This window comes from Streptomyces sp. NPDC093510, assembly GCF_040683555.1.
In the GTDB taxonomy this organism is placed as follows: domain Bacteria; phylum Actinomycetota; class Actinomycetes; order Streptomycetales; family Streptomycetaceae; genus Streptomyces.
The window spans coordinates 16631-30215 of the sequence record NZ_JBFBEE010000003.1 but is presented as its reverse complement, the minus strand read 5'-3'; the positions used below and the strand labels follow the sequence as shown (position 1 = coordinate 30215).

The 13585-nt window shown below is 70.8% G+C and carries 13 protein-coding genes and 2 tRNA genes; 3 read left to right on the top strand and 12 right to left on the bottom strand.

Translation table 11 applies throughout. The features are described 5' to 3' along the window. Positions 1-11 precede the first annotated feature (11 nt). Positions 12-758, bottom strand: a complete 747-nt coding sequence (locus AB0N81_RS04935; RefSeq protein WP_365355739.1) for a hypothetical protein — start codon at positions 756-758, stop codon at positions 12-14. Positions 759-912: 154 nt separating this feature from the next. Beyond that, on the bottom strand, positions 913-3813 hold the full coding sequence (leuS, locus tag AB0N81_RS04930) for a leucine--tRNA ligase (protein WP_365355737.1): 2901 nt from the start codon (positions 3811-3813) through the stop codon (positions 913-915). Positions 3814-4242: 429 nt separating this feature from the next. On the opposite strand from leuS, the gene AB0N81_RS04925 reads away from it, so the two are divergent. Together AB0N81_RS04925 and AB0N81_RS04920 are read left to right on the top strand one after the other, a co-directional pair. Continuing rightward, the gene (locus AB0N81_RS04925) at positions 4243-5406 is read left to right on the top strand and encodes a hypothetical protein (RefSeq protein WP_365355735.1); all 1164 of its coding nucleotides are present in this window, start codon (positions 4243-4245) and stop codon (positions 5404-5406) included. Then, the gene (locus AB0N81_RS04920; RefSeq protein ID WP_365355732.1) at positions 5403-6995 is read left to right on the top strand and encodes an NADH-ubiquinone oxidoreductase-F iron-sulfur binding region domain-containing protein; all 1593 of its coding nucleotides are present in this window, start codon (positions 5403-5405) and stop codon (positions 6993-6995) included. Before AB0N81_RS04925 ends, AB0N81_RS04920 begins: the two co-directional genes overlap by 4 nt. 62 nt (positions 6996-7057) lie before the next feature. On the opposite strand, the gene AB0N81_RS04915 is transcribed toward AB0N81_RS04920, so the two are convergent. Further along, positions 7058-7130: transfer RNA gene (locus AB0N81_RS04915), tRNA-Ala, on the bottom strand. Positions 7131-7241: 111 nt separating this feature from the next. Here AB0N81_RS04915 and AB0N81_RS04910 point away from each other — a divergent pair. Next, the gene (locus AB0N81_RS04910) at positions 7242-8501 is read left to right on the top strand and encodes a glycosyltransferase 87 family protein (protein ID WP_365355730.1); all 1260 of its coding nucleotides are present in this window, start codon (positions 7242-7244) and stop codon (positions 8499-8501) included. Here the strand turns inward: AB0N81_RS04910 and AB0N81_RS04905 are convergent. The 9 genes from AB0N81_RS04905 to AB0N81_RS04865 all read right to left on the bottom strand — a co-directional run bounded on the left by AB0N81_RS04905 (position 8470) and on the right by AB0N81_RS04865 (position 13569). Then, complete coding sequence (locus AB0N81_RS04905; RefSeq protein ID WP_306334254.1) at positions 8470-8703, bottom strand: hypothetical protein; 234 nt, start codon at positions 8701-8703, stop codon at positions 8470-8472. The two genes, AB0N81_RS04910 and AB0N81_RS04905, sit on opposite strands and share 32 nt — an antisense overlap. A 3-nt stretch (positions 8704-8706) precedes the next feature. Beyond that, positions 8707-8889, bottom strand: a complete 183-nt coding sequence (locus AB0N81_RS04900) for a hypothetical protein (protein ID WP_365355728.1) — start codon at positions 8887-8889, stop codon at positions 8707-8709. Between the two features lie 249 nt (positions 8890-9138). Continuing rightward, positions 9139-9211, bottom strand: a tRNA-Ala gene (locus AB0N81_RS04895). Between the two features lie 148 nt (positions 9212-9359). Next, positions 9360-10001, bottom strand: a complete 642-nt coding sequence (locus AB0N81_RS04890; protein ID WP_365355726.1) for a histidine phosphatase family protein — start codon at positions 9999-10001, stop codon at positions 9360-9362. Beyond that, positions 9998-10441 (bottom strand): ribosome silencing factor, encoded by a 444-nt coding sequence (gene rsfS / locus AB0N81_RS04885; RefSeq protein ID WP_365355724.1) that lies wholly within the window; start codon positions 10439-10441, stop codon positions 9998-10000. Before rsfS ends, AB0N81_RS04890 begins: the two co-directional genes overlap by 4 nt. Positions 10442-10609: 168 nt before the next feature. Then, the gene (locus tag AB0N81_RS04880) at positions 10610-12346 is read right to left on the bottom strand and encodes an LCP family protein (RefSeq protein WP_365355722.1); all 1737 of its coding nucleotides are present in this window, start codon (positions 12344-12346) and stop codon (positions 10610-10612) included. 16 nt (positions 12347-12362) lie between these two features. Continuing rightward, positions 12363-12989, bottom strand: coding sequence for a nicotinate-nucleotide adenylyltransferase (gene nadD / locus AB0N81_RS04875; protein WP_365355720.1), 627 nt, complete (start codon positions 12987-12989; stop codon positions 12363-12365). Positions 12990-13027: 38 nt separating this feature from the next. Continuing rightward, positions 13028-13192, bottom strand: coding sequence for a hypothetical protein (locus AB0N81_RS04870; protein WP_365355718.1), 165 nt, complete (start codon positions 13190-13192; stop codon positions 13028-13030). Positions 13193-13278: 86 nt separating this feature from the next. Beyond that, complete coding sequence (locus AB0N81_RS04865; protein ID WP_365356403.1) at positions 13279-13569, bottom strand: hypothetical protein; 291 nt, start codon at positions 13567-13569, stop codon at positions 13279-13281. Positions 13570-13585: the final 16 nt, after the last annotated feature.

The window sequence follows — 13585 nt, the reverse complement described above, 5'->3', positions numbered from 1 at the left end:
CACCGGGCGGATCAGGTCGTGCTCTCGGGCTTGGCCTTCTTCTCCCACGGATACGTCGGCCTCGCGGCGGGCGGAGTGATCGCGGGCCGCGTCGCCTCCTGGGCGGTCTGCCGGGCGGAACCGGACGGCTCGGACCAGGTCTGCTCGGCGTCCTTGCCCGCCTCCGTCGTGGGCTCGGGCCACGCGGCGGGAGGTGCCTGGGCGGGCGAAGGCTCCGTCGTCCAGTGCCGCAGGGCGCCCGCCTCCATGTCGATCTGCGTGCTCAGCGAGTCCAGGTCGTCGTTCGCGAACCGGCGGGCCCGGTCGCGCGCCGACCACCGCAGGGAGTCCGCCGCCTTCTTGATCTGCTCCGTGCGCTCCCGCATCTCGGGGAGCCGCTCGGCCAGAGCGGCCTTGTCCGGGTCGCGCTCCAGACGCCGCAGCTCGTCGTCCAGCTCGTGCCCGTGGACGCTGAGGCGGTTGAAGAGCTCCAGGGTCTCCTTCAGCGAGGCGTCTTCGGCGGCGCCCGCTTGCAGGACGTCCTGCGTGGCCCGCATGGACGTGCGCAACGAGAGGCGCAGCTGGGCCAGTTCAGCCGCGGTGCCGACCTGGGCGAAGCTCTTCGCCCGGAGTGTGGTGTCCTCCACCGTCCTGCGGGCCTCCAGGATGGTGCGGTCCACGCCCCGCTTGGCCGCCCGGACCGCCTTCACCGTCATGTAGACACCCAGCACCAAGAACAGCACGAAAAGCAGCGCCACGACTGCGCCCACGGCTCCCATGACGCTCCTCTCTCCGCATCCAGTCCAGCGCGCTCCAGCGATGTCCGCTCCAGCGACTCCTCCACCGTAAACGGAGAAGGCAGGTCGGAGGTTCCAGCGGAACCCCCAACCTGCCCGTAGGGGAAGACCCCTATGCCGCTAGGCACGCACGTCGTTACGCGGGAACGATGTTCACCAGCTTCGGCGCCCGCACGATCACCTTGCGGATGCCCGCGCCGTCCAGCGCCGCCACGACCTTCTCGTCGGCCAGCGCCACCTTCTCCAGCTCGGCGTCGGAGATCGACGGGGAGACCTCCAGGCGCGCCTTGACCTTGCCCTTGATCTGCACGACGCAGGTCACGGACTCGTCGACGACGTACGCCGGGTCGGCGACGGGGAAGTCGTGGTGGACGACCGTGTCGGTGTGGCCCAGCTTGCGCCACAGCTCCTCGGCGATGTGCGGGGCCAGCGGCGCGATCAGCAGCACCAGGCGCTCGGCGACGGACTTCGGCACCGCGCCGCCCACCTTCGTCAGGTGGTTGTTCAGCTCGGTGATCTTGGCGATGGCGGTGTTGAACCGCATGCCGTCCAAGTCCTGGCGCACGCCGTCGATCGCCTTGTGCAGGGCGCGCAGGATGCCCTCGTCGATGTCGCTCTCGGCGACGTCGGCGACGGTGACCTCACCCGTCGACTCGTCGACGATCAGACGCCACAGCCGCTGCAGCAGGCGGTACTGGCCGACCACCGCGCGCGTGTCCCAGGGGCGTGACACGTCCAGGGGGCCCATCGCCATCTCGTACAGGCGCAGGGTGTCCGCGCCGTACTCGTCGCAGATCTCGTCCGGCGTGACGGCGTTCTTCAGGGACTTGCCCATCTTGCCCAGCTCGCGCTTGACCGGCTCGCCCTCGAAGAAGAACTTTCCGTCGCGCTCCTCGACCTCGGTGGCCGGCACCGGGAAGCCGCGGCTGTCCCGGTAGACGTAGGCCTGGATCATGCCCTGGTTGTACAGCTTGTGGAACGGCTCGGCGGACGAGATGTGGCCCAGGTCGAACAGGATCTTCGACCAGAAGCGGGCGTACAGCAGGTGCAGCACGGCGTGCTCGGCGCCGCCCACGTACAGGTCGACGCCGCCGGTCGGCTGCCCCTCACGCGGGCCCATCCAGTACTGCTCGACGGCGGGGTCGACCAGCTGCTGGTCGTTGTGCGGGTCCAGGTAGCGCAGCTCGTACCAGCAGGAACCCGCCCAGTTGGGCATGGTGTTGGTCTCGCGGCGGTACCGCTTGGGGCCGTCGCCCAGGTCCAGGGTGACGTTGACCCAGTCCTCGTTGCGGGACAGCGGCGTCTCCGGAGAGGTGTCCGCGTCGTCCGGGTCGAAGGTGCGCGGGGAGTAGTCGTCGACCTCCGGCAGCTCCAGGGGCAGCATCGACTCGGGCAGCGAGTGGGCGATGCCGTCCTCGTCGTAGACGATAGGGAAGGGCTCGCCCCAGTAGCGCTGGCGGCTGAACAGCCAGTCGCGCAGGCGGAAGTTGACGGTGCCCTCGCCGATGCCGCGGGTGGCCAGCCAGCCGGTGATGCGGGCCTTGGCGCCCGCGACGTCCATGCCGTCCAGGGAGATCTCCTCGTTCGAGGAGTTGGTCAGCTTCGCCTCGTAGGAGGAGAAGGCGTCGTCCCAGGTCCTGGTGTCGGTACCGCGGCCGTCGGACGGCTCGACGACGCAGTGCATCGGCAGGTGGAAGGCGCGCGCGAAGGCGAAGTCGCGGCTGTCGTGCGCCGGGACGGCCATGATCGCGCCGGTTCCGTAACCCATCAGTACGTAGTCGGCGATGAAGACGGGGACCTGCTCGCCGTTGACCGGGTTGGTGGCGTAGACGCCGGTGAAGACGCCGGTCTTCTCCTTGGCGTCGGCCTGGCGCTCCACGTCGGACTTGGCGGCGGCGAAGGCGCGGTACTTGGCGACGGCCTCGGCCGGCGTGGCGTGCCCGCCGGTCCACACCTCGTGGGTGCCCTCGGGCCAGGCCTCGGGGATGACCTTGTCGACCAGGTCGTGCTCGGGCGCCAGGACCATGTAGGTCGCGCCGAACAGGGTGTCCTGGCGGGTGGTGAAGACGGTGATGGCGTCGCCCTCGGTGCCCACGGGGAAGTTCACGCGGGCGCCTTCGGAGCGGCCGATCCAGTTGCGCTGCTGCAGCTTGATGGCCTCGGGCCAGTCCAGCGCGTCCAGGTCGTCCAGCAGGCGGTCGGCGTACGCCGTGATGCGCATGTTCCACTGGCGCAGCTTGGCCTTGAAGACGGGGAAGTTGCCGCGCTCGGAACGGCCGTCGGCGGTGACTTCCTCGTTGGCCAGGACGGTGCCCAGGCCGGGGCACCAGTTGACGGGCGCGTCGGAGGCGTAGGCCAGGCGGTACTGGCTCAGCACGTCCGCGCGCTCGGCGGCGTCCAGCTCGCTCCACGCGCGCGTGGTGCCCGGTACGGCACGCTCACCGCTGTCGAACTGCGCGACCAGGTCGGCGATCGGGCGGGCCTTCGCGGCGTCGGCGTCGTACCAGGAGTTGAAGATCTGGACGAAGATCCACTGGGTCCACTTGTAGTACTCGGGGTCGATCGACGCGAACGAACGGCGCTTGTCGTGGCCCAGGCCCAGCGCGCGCAGCTGGGCCTTCATGTTCGCGATGTTGGCCTCGGTGGAGACCCGCGGGTGGGTGCCCGTCTGGACGGCGTACTGCTCGGCGGGCAGGCCGAAGGCGTCGAAGCCCAGGGTGTGCAGGACGTTGTGGCCGGTCATGCGCTGGAAGCGCGCGAAGACGTCCGTGGCGATGTACCCCAGGGGGTGGCCGACGTGCAGGCCCGCTCCGGAGGGGTACGGGAACATGTCCATGATGAACTTCTTGGGCTTGCCGACCAGGGCGGCCTCGGCCTCGTCCCGCGCGGCCATGTCGCCGCTCGGGTTCGGCGCCTCGTAGGTGCCGTCGGCGTCCCAGAAGTCCTGCCAGCGTGCCTCGATCTCAGCGGCCAGAGCGGCCGTATAGCGGTGCGGCGCGGCCACCTCGGAGGCGGCAGCAGAATTCGTCTCGCTCATGATCCTCAAAGCTCCATCGATCGTCTCTGCCTACGGAATTGGCCTGCTGGCCAAATAAAAATGCCCCTCGCACAGGAGGGGACGCCGCGCCGATTCCGACCGCGATTCACCGGCGGTCGGGACTGATCAGCGCGGCCCGCTAAGCAGAAGGCGTACGGCACGCATGGCGTCAGGGTACCGCAGCCCTCCCGCGGCCCGCGACGAGCTTCCGTCCACGACGCCCGGGTACCCGGGAATCCCTCCCATCTTCGGCCGTTCCCCGACCGGGCGCCGAGCTTTGGCCAAGGGTTACCCCGCGTACCGACCGCTATCGGGGCAACACCAAGATCGGGTCGCACTTTGATAACAACGCAATAACTCAAAGCCCGTACCCACCGGTATGGAGCGACTTAGCATGCGGCGGGACCGAACCATTTCGGAGCCGCCCCCATGAACCCTCTGCACCCGCACCGCAAGAGCCGTTCCCTCCCCCGTTCGTCACCCCGGCCGTCGCCTCGTCCGCCCTCTCCACCGCTCTCGCCGTTCCCGAACCCGTCCTCCGGTGCCTTTCCGCTGTCACGGGCCCTGAGCGCCGGAGCGCTGTTCCTGATACCCCTGCTCGTCTTCGCGGGCGGTGACGGTCTGCGGGCCGCCATCGACTTCACCGCCGGCGTCCTCTCCCTGGTCTCGCTGACCGCCGCCGTCATCTGGGGCCTGGTCGCCACGGACCGCCTGTTCCTGCACCCCCGCCAGCGCCTGCTCGCCCAGGCCGTGCACCGCGCCACCGCGGTCGCCTCCGTCGGCTTCCTGCTGCTGCACGGCACCGTCAAGGTCGCGCTCGACCACGTGTCCCTGTTCGGTGCCCTGATGCCGTTCGGACTCGGCGTCACCGGCAGCGCCGGGCTGATCGGCCTCGGCTCGCTCGCGGGCTTCCTCATGATCACCACGGCCGTCACCGGCGCCCTGCGCAGTGCCTTCGCCTCCCCCGCGCGGATCGCCTCGCGCTGGCGGGCACTGCACATGCTCGCCTACCCCGCCTGGTGCGCGGGGCTGATCCACGGCCTGTACGCGGGCCGCCCGCCGAAGCCATGGGTGATCGCCCTGTACTCCCTGTGCCTGGTCGGGGTCGCCGGCGCCGTCGCGCTGCGCGCCGCCCCACGCCCGGTCAAACGGAAGGTCGCCGCCCGGATTCTGGCCCTGCTCGAACCGGAACGTGGCGCCCCGCCCCGGCGGGAGCCACCCGCGCGGGACACCGCCTCCACCCCACTGCCCGGCACGAACACCCCCACCCCCGCTCCGGAGCCGGTCGTCGGCATCTCGGCGGCCTACCGTGCGCTGACCCCCACCACACCCCCGCACCCCACGGCCCCACCGCCCCGTGCCGACCCCACAGGGCGCTGGCCCGCGCCCTGCCCGCCGCTGCCGACCGAGTCCCCCTACGCGGCACCCCAGCCCACCTACGACACCACCCCTCAGCCCGTCTACGACCCCTCGTACGACGCACCCCTCGACCCCGCGTACGACAGTGGCCCCGCCACCGAACCGCTGCCCCGGCCCTTCCAGGCCCCCGGCTCGGGCGAGCCCTGGAACGCCGCCACCGGAGGCCACCCGTGAACGCCGCACTGCCCGACGTCCCCGAAGTCCGAGTCGTCGGCCTGCCCCTGCTCACCTCCGGCTTCGACCTCGTCGAACGCCTCGACCTCGCCATGCACCTGAAGGTGCACGGCCCCCTGGAACCCATGGCCGGCGAGCCCCTCGCCCGACTCGCCGAGCACATCTCGCTGCGCGGCCGCGGGGGCGCGGGCTTCCCCTTCGCCCAGAAGCTGCGGGCCGTCGCAGAAGCGGCGATACGCCGCGGCGTACGCCCCGTGGTCGTCGTCAACGGCAGCGAGGACGAGCCCGCCTGCCGCAAGGACACCGTCCTGATCAACCGCGCCCCGCACCTCATCCTCGACGGCGCCCTGCTCGCCGCCGAGGCCCTGGGCGCCCGCACGCTGGTCATCGGCGTGACCCGCGACTCCACCGAGGCCTCGATGCGCACCGCTCTGGCCGAGCGGGGTCTCGGCAACCGGCGCGGGCCGGCCCTTCGCGCGCGCGTGCAGCGCAATCCGGTGCGCATGGTCACCGGAGAGTCCTCCGCCCTCGTCCGTTCGGCGGACGGCGGCCCTCCCCTGCCGCCGGGCCGCAAGGTGCGAACGTCCGACTCCGGAGTGGGCGGCGCCCCCACCCTGCTCTCCAACGCGGAGACGTTCGCGCACCTCGCCGTCGCCGCGCGGGCGGGCGCCGACCGCTACTGCCGCACCGGTCTGCGCGACGAGCCGGGCACCGTCCTGTTGACCCTCTCCGGAGCGGTCGCGCGGCCGATGGTCCTCGAGGTGCCCACCGGAGTGCCCCTGCGGTACGTCCTCCAGCTCGCCGGAGCGCCCGCACTCCCCCAGGGCGTGCTGACGGGCGGCTATCACGGCAAGTGGCTCGACGGCGTGACAGCACACGAGGCGGTCGTCTCACGCGCCTCCCTGGACGCCTGCGGGGGCGCGCTCGGCGCGGGCGCGATCCTGCCCATCGGCGAGGGCACCTGCCCGCTCGGCGAGTCGCTGCGCGTCGCACACTGGCTGGCCGCCGAGAGCTCGGGGCAGTGCGGCCCCTGCTACCTCGGCCTGCCCGCGGCGGCCCGCGGCCTCGCCGACGTCCTGGCGGGCGGCGGGCCGACCGCTCTCGAAGCGCTGCGCGAGGTGACCCGGGCCGTGAAGCGGCGCGGCGCGTGCAAGCACCCGGACGGCTCGGCGGCCTTCCTGGAGTCGTCGATCTCGGCGTTCACGGACGACCTCGCGGCACATGTCCTGGGCGCGGGCTGCGGCCGCCCCGTGGAGGGAATCCTGCCTCTACAGGAGGACGTGTCCCAGGCGGAGGCGCCCAGTGGCCGCAAGCTCGCCGTCGACTGGACGCTCTGCCAGGGCCACGGTCTGTGCGCGGACATCGTCCCGGAGCTGATCCAGCTCGGCCCTGACGGCTTCCCCTCGGTGGCGGAAGCGTCCGTACCGCGGTACTCCGAAGCGCGTGCCACACGCGCGGTACGCCGATGCCCCGCGCTCGCGCTGCGCATCGAGGAGGCCCCCGGGGCGTCGCCTCAGGCCCGCCGGACGGTCCCGGCAGCCCTCCCGCCGGGCCGGGGCCGCCGGGCGCTCGGCAGCGGAAGGCAGTGACGGACAAAAAGGAGCAACGAAAAGAGCGGGCCACCCGATCCGGGTGGCCCGCTCATATCCTGTGGAGCTAAGGAGAATTGAACTCCTGACCTCCTGCATGCCATGCAGGCGCTCTACCAACTGAGCTATAGCCCCTTGCTTGTCCGCCCGGTTTCCCCGGCGGCTCCGCCAACATTACACGGTCATACCCGTGCTCCACCAAATCGTTTCCGGTCTGGACGGATACGCCCGGTACTGTCAGCCTTCGTGACCGTGATCGCGCTCGCCGCCACCCGCCGTCGTGTGCCTCTGGCCGCCGGGATCTGCCTGCTCTCCTTCACGGCCTTCTGGGCCGCGCAGCGCGCCGCCGACGTCTCGATGATCGACCTGATGGTCTACCGGGCCGAGGGCGAGACTGTGCGCGCGGGCGGAGACCTGTACGCGCTGCGCACCACCAAGGCCCATCTGCCCACCACCTACCCGCCGTTCGCCGCACTGCTCTTCACTCCGTTGACGCTGCTGGACACGGCGGCCATGCGCACGCTCGCGACGCTGGGCAACCTGCTGCTCCTGGTCGTCTTCGTGCACCTCTCCCTCCGGCTGATCCACGGAGGGCAGGGAGGCCGAGGCGAGCGGGGAGAGCCGGGGAAGCGGCACGCGCGCGTGGAGAGCGCCCTGTGGGCGTCCGCCCTCGCCGTCTGGTGCGAGCCGGTGTGGACGACGCTGCGCTACGGGCAGATCAACCTGCTGCTCGCCGTCCTCGTCCTGTGGGATCTGTCCCGGCGCCCCGGTCACCGCTGGGCGGGCGCGGGCATCGGGGTCGCGGCGGCGATCAAGCTCACGCCGGCACTCTTCGCGGCGCTCCTGATGTTCACGGGGGCCGCGGAAGCGCTGCGGCGCGGGCCGTGGCGGCCTGCTGTGCGGCAGGCGTGCTTGGCGGCCGCCTCCTTCGCCGGTGCGACGCTCCTCGCGGCCGCCGCCCTGCCGTACGACTCGTGGCGCTTCTGGACGCGGATGGTCTTCGAGGCGGGCCGGGTCGGGTTCGCCGAGGACACCGCGAACCAGTCGCTGCGCGGCGTCCTGGCCCGACTCCTGCACACCGGGGAGCCCGGCGCCCGCTGGGTCCTTGCCGCCGCCGTGGCCGGTGCGCTGGGTCTCGCGGTCGCGGTGACCGCCGCGCTGCGCGGGGAACGGGCCTGGGCCGCCCTCGCCTGCGCGGCGACGGCGCTCCTGGTGAGTCCGGTGTCGTGGTCGCACCACTGGGTGTGGTGCGTGCCGATGGTGCTGCTCCTGGCGGCCGAGGCGGAGCGCCGGGGCGGCCCGGCGCGGTGGGCGGTCGCCGGGGCCTCGTCCCTCGTCTTCTGTTCGTACGCCCTGTGGTGGGTGCCGCACGGACCGCACGGAGCGGGGCGGCTCGAACTCGCCCAGGACTATGGCCAGATGACGTTGTCCGCCCTCTACGTAGTGACCGCTTTCGCGTTTCTCCTGGTCGCGGTCACGCGGTCGCGAACGAGTAGAACCGCTTGAGCGTGCAGTGCTCGTCCAGCAGCCTGCCGTAGATCGGCTCCCCTTCAAGTTCGCGGTACGTCTCGATGGGGTCGCCTTTTATGATCAGCGCCCGTGCGCACTCCTCGCACCAGTATTGGTACTCCTGGTTGACCGGTTCCATGTCGCGGACGATCGGTGTGCCACTGCCGCACCAGTCGCATTTCCGCCTGTGTGCACCCATCGATCAGCTCCAGCTGTGGCCGCAGGCGGTGCAGACGTACGAGACTCCGCCGTTGTCACCGAGTACTTGGGCGACGTGGGACGAGCCGCAGGAAGGGCAGTCGAGGAGCGTGCGGGGCACGGACCGTTCTCGTACGGCCGCCGCTTCGGAGAGGTGGTCGACCTCTCCGAGGATGCTCGCAGGCATCGCGCTCTCCCTCCCTCGGGCTGCGTCCCCTTCCGGCCGTCCGATTCTGCCACGCTCCGAGCGACCCGGTCAGCGACGCATTCGTACCAGTCCGGACACGGCGCCCGGTGCGGCCACCGCACCCGGCGCACAGGTGCACGCCAAGAGCGCGCTCCGGATGAATACGCCCCAGGCACCCCACACGACTCAAGCCGGTTCGGGGTAACAGGAAAATCCCGCCCCCTGATGGGGACGGGATTTCCGGGACTGTGGAGCTAAGGAGAATTGAACTCCTGACCTCCTGCATGCCATGCAGGCGCTCTACCAACTGAGCTATAGCCCCTTGTGTTCTTCCCGCTCGGCGGGCGAACAAGAAGAACTTTAGCCTGCGACCAGCCGGAATGTGAAATCCGGGTCGGGCCGCACTCCGAAGCGGCTCCGAAGCGGCTCCGAAGCGGCTGCGGAACGGCTCCGCGGCAGCTCAGGAACGCTCAGTCGTCGTCGCCGAGCACCGGTTCCGGCAGCGTGCCCGCGTTGTGCTCCAGCAGGCGCCAGCCGCGCGCGCCCTGGCCGAGGACCGACCAGCAGCAGTTGCTGAGACCGCCGAGCCCCTCCCAGTGGTGGGGCTCCAGGCCGAGGAGGCGACCGATCGTGGTGCGGATGGTGCCGCCGTGGCTGACCACGACCAGCGTGCCGTCCTCGGGCAGCTTCTCGGCGTGGCGCAGGACGACCGGCGCGGCCCGGTCGGCCACCTCGGTCTCCAGCTCGCCGCCACCGCGACGCACCGGCTCGCCGCGCTTCCACGCCGCGTACTGCCCGCCGAAGCGGGCGATGATCTCGTCGTGCGTCAGACCCTGCCAGTCACCGGCGTACGTCTCCCGGAGGGCCTCCTCGTGCCTGACGGGGAGACCGGTGATCGCGGAGAGCTCACCGGCCGTGGCCACCGCCCGCTTGAGGTCGGAGGCGACGATGGCGTCCGGCTTCAGGGAGGCGAGCAGCCGGGCGGCACGCTTGGCCTGGGATATGCCCGTGTCGGTCAGCTCGATGTCCGTGGAGCCCTGGAAGCGGCGCTCCAGGTTCCACGCCGTCTGACCGTGCCGCCACAGGATGATCCGGCAACCGCGGTTGCTCACCGCAGGTCACCGTCCAGGTCGGCCTCCTCCGCGGCCTGCTGCTCGGCGTGCTCGGCGCCCTTGCCGCGGGTCGCCTTGGCGTCCTCCGGCAGGCCGATCTCGGGGCAGTCCTTCCACAGGCGCTCGAGGGCGTAGAAGACACGCTCCTCGCTGTGCTGGACGTGCACCACGATGTCCACGTAGTCGAGGAGGATCCAGCGGGCGTCGCGGTCCCCCTCGCGGCGGACCGGCTTGGCGCCGAGCTGCTTGTTCAGCTGCTCCTCGATCTCGTCGACGATCGACTTGACCTGGCGGTCGTTGGGCGCCGAGGCGAGCAGGAAGGCGTCGGTGATCGACAGCACGTCGCTGACGTCGTACGCGATGATGTCGTGCGCGAGCTTGTCGGCAGCCGCCTGGGCGGCGACGTTGATGAGCTCGGTGGAGCGGTCCGTGGCGGTCACTAGAGAGCTGTCCTTCGGGTCGTGGATACACCCCAAGGGTCTCACGGACCGCCGACACCGCCCCAGACGATTACGTCACCGCGTCGGCGCGGGCCGTCCCGGGCTGCCCGCGCCGACCGCTGTCATCCCGTACGGCCGCCCGCTGTCATCCGGTCCGGCCGCCCGCTGTCATCCCGTCCGGTAGTCCTGCCCGAGGACTACGGAGACGTCCGCGTTGGACACCGTCTTCCCCTTGCGGACCGCGCTCGCCGGCAGGCCGAGGGTCTTGGCGACCTCGGTGGCCTGCGCCTTCTTGCTCGCGTCGGCGTAGGTGACCTGTGAGGTGGGCTGGGCCGCGGTGCCCGCGCCGCCGTCGATGAAGGTGTAGCCGCCGTTGACCAGGGAGACCCGGGCGTCCTGCGCCGCGGCCTTCTTCCCGGAGGCGTTCTTCACGCCGACCCGCAGGGCCGCGCCCTTCTCCGGGCTCTTCACCGCGCCGCCGAGCACGTCCTTGACCACGGTCTCACCGGCCTTCTCCGTAAGCGTGCCGTCCTGCTGCACCGGCATCAGCGACGTCTTGTAGTCGCCGCCCTTCGCGCGGTCGGCGAGCTTGGCGAGGAAGGCGCCGAGGTCCTTCTCCTCCAGCGACGGGTCGAGGATCTGCGCGAGCGACTGGACGGTGGTGGTGGCCGCCTGCGGGTCCGAGGAGAGCTTGCGCAGGACGCCCTGCATGACCTCACCGAAGCGGTTCAGCTGGTCGGTCTCCGTCTCGCCGCGCGCGCGGTAGGTGGCGTACGCGACGGCCATCGGGCCGCTCAGGGTCTGCTGCTCACCCTTCGTGACGAGAGGCGCCTCGCCCTTCTTCGCCTTGGGGTCGGGCACGTCGGTGTTCGTGTCGATGTCGATGTTGCCGACGAGTTCGACGAGGTTGTTCAGGTACGGGGTGTCCAGTCGCCAGGTGCCCTCGACCTGGGTGCCGAGCACCGTGTCGATCGCGTCGCGGGTGCCGGTGGAGCCGTCGTCGTCGACGGACTTGCCGAGCGTCGTCGCCGTGCCGTCGTCGTCCGAGACGGCGAGGGAGTTGGGCAGCAGGACGGTGGCGCCCTGCTTGGTGGTGGCGTTGTTCACCAGGAGCGCGGTGGAGGTGCCGCCGCCCTTGGTGTTGTGCAGGTGGACGACGATGACGTCGCGCTTCTGCGGACCGGCCGCCGCGGCCGCGCCGCCCTCGCCGTCCGACTGGCCCGGCAGCATGCCCGCGAACCACAGGTAGCCGACGCCGCCCGCGATCACCAGCGCGAGGACCACGACGAGCGCGACGACCCGGGAACGCCCGCGCCGCTTGGCCTCCTCGCGCCGCTCGGTGCGGCTCTCGGTGAACTTCAGCCAGTCGATGACGTCTTCGGAGTCCTCGTCCGGCTCCTCGATGAAGGAGAACTGCTCGGTCTTGTACTCGCCCTGCTTCCCGGCACGCGGCGCAGGTTCCGGGGCGGGTTCACGTTCGGGTTCCGGAGGCGGAGCCGGAGCCTGAGCCGGAGCTGGAGCCGATTGCGGCTGATATTGCTGCTGCTGCGGGATCCACCCGGCGTCCTGCGTGGTCGCCGCGCCGTACGAGGCGCCATTGTTGTCGTACGAGGCGCCACCGTTCTCGTACGAGGCGCCACTGCTGTCGTACGCCGTCCCTGCGCCCCCGTACGCGTCGTAGGACCCGGCGTCGTACCCCTGCTGCTGACCGCCCTGAACGCCCTGAAGGCCCTGACCGCCCTGACCGCCCGCGTACGGGTCGTACCCGTACCCCTGATGCTGCTGAGGCACCTGCGGCTGCTGCACCTGCTGGTACACCGGCCGCCCGTACTCGTCGTACCCGACGACCTGGTACTGGTCAGCCGCGTACTCGCCCGCATAAGGGTCGTACTGTCGGTCGTTCACCGGTGCCCCTCTCGGCTCATTCGCCGCGGTACAGCTCGCGCTTGTCGATATAACGCACAACACCGTCGGGCACCAGGTACCAGACCGGGTCACCCTTGGCGACCCGCGCGCGGCAGTCCGTGGAGGAGATGGCCAGGGCAGGCACCTCCACCGGGGAGACACCGCCCTTGGGCAGCCCGGGGTCGGCCAGCGTGTGGCCGGGCCGGGTGACCCCGATGAAGTGCGCGAGGGAGAACAGCTCTTCCGTGTCCCGCCAGGTGAGGATCTGGCCGAGGGCGTCGGCGCCCGTGATGAAGAAGAGGTCCGTGTCGGGGTTGAGGGCACGCAGATCGCGCAGCGTGTCCGTGGTGTAGGTGGCTCCGCCGCGGTCGATGTCGATGCGGCTGACCGAGAACTGCGGGTTCTCCGCGGTCGCGATGACCGTCATCAGATAACGGTCCTCGGCAGGTGACACCTGCTTGTCGCTCTTCTGCCACGGCTGGCCGGTCGGCACGAACACCACCTCGTCGAGGTGGAACTGCGCGGCGACCTCACTGGCCGCCACGAGGTGTCCGTGGTGGATCGGATCAAACGTTCCGCCCATGACGCCCAGGCGGCGCTTGCCGTTGCTCACCGGACCGGTAGGCATGTCCTGCTCTCCCATGCGTGCAGACCCTACCGGCCCGGCGGACGGGCCCTGTTTCAGCGGTCCCGATTGAAGCGGGTGGTGATCCACAGGAGCAGCAGGAGGGCGAGGAACGCGCCGCCGCCGGTGAGGAGAGGGCTGAGGCTTTCGTGGTTGCCGCCGTGCTCGCCGCCCTCGGAGGCGAGAGTGACCAGCTGGGCGGCGTTGCTGTGGAGGCTCATCTCAGGCAGGACCTATCCGGAGGTGGGATGGACATAAAGACTTCCGGGCCATCGTATGCGGGAGGCTCGCTCCGGCTTACGTCGACTCAGCCGTTACGGTTGCCGGCACTCTTGTCGGCGTCCTCGCCGGCGGCCTTCTCGGCCCCCTTGTCAGCGCCCTTCTCGGCGTCCTTGTCCGGCGTACGCTCCACGCCCCCGTTGCCGCCCCCGTCGCCGTTCTCGCCGCCCTGACGGTAGCCGCGCAACAGGAACCAGCCGACCAGTACGCATCCGGCGACCATGACGATCAGCACGATCCGCAGCAGATTGCCCGGCCCCTGCTGCTCCGCGGCCTTGGCCGCCTCGGTGAGCCAGACGGCCCCGGGGTTGTGCTCCATGACGGAAGACTCCTTC

Bases quoted from the DNA above. Each gene is read 5' to 3' on its own strand.
- AB0N81_RS04935 (WP_365355739.1), bottom strand. From the start codon at position 758: ATGGGAGCCGTGGGCGCAGTCGTGGCGCTGCTTTTCGTGCTGTTCTTG.
- leuS (WP_365355737.1), bottom strand. From the start codon at position 3,813: ATGAGCGAGACGAATTCTGCTGCCGCCTCCGAGGTGGCCGCGCCGCAC.
- AB0N81_RS04925 (WP_365355735.1), top strand. From the start codon at position 4,243: ATGAACCCTCTGCACCCGCACCGCAAGAGCCGTTCCCTCCCCCGTTCG.
- AB0N81_RS04905 (WP_306334254.1), bottom strand. From the start codon at position 8,703: ATGGGTGCACACAGGCGGAAATGCGACTGGTGCGGCAGTGGCACACCG.
- AB0N81_RS04900 (WP_365355728.1), bottom strand. From the start codon at position 8,889: ATGCCTGCGAGCATCCTCGGAGAGGTCGACCACCTCTCCGAAGCGGCG.
- nadD (WP_365355720.1), bottom strand. From the start codon at position 12,989: ATGGGAGAGCAGGACATGCCTACCGGTCCGGTGAGCAACGGCAAGCGC.
- AB0N81_RS04870 (WP_365355718.1), bottom strand. From the start codon at position 13,192: ATGAGCCTCCACAGCAACGCCGCCCAGCTGGTCACTCTCGCCTCCGAG.
- AB0N81_RS04865 (WP_365356403.1), bottom strand. From the start codon at position 13,569: ATGGAGCACAACCCCGGGGCCGTCTGGCTCACCGAGGCGGCCAAGGCC.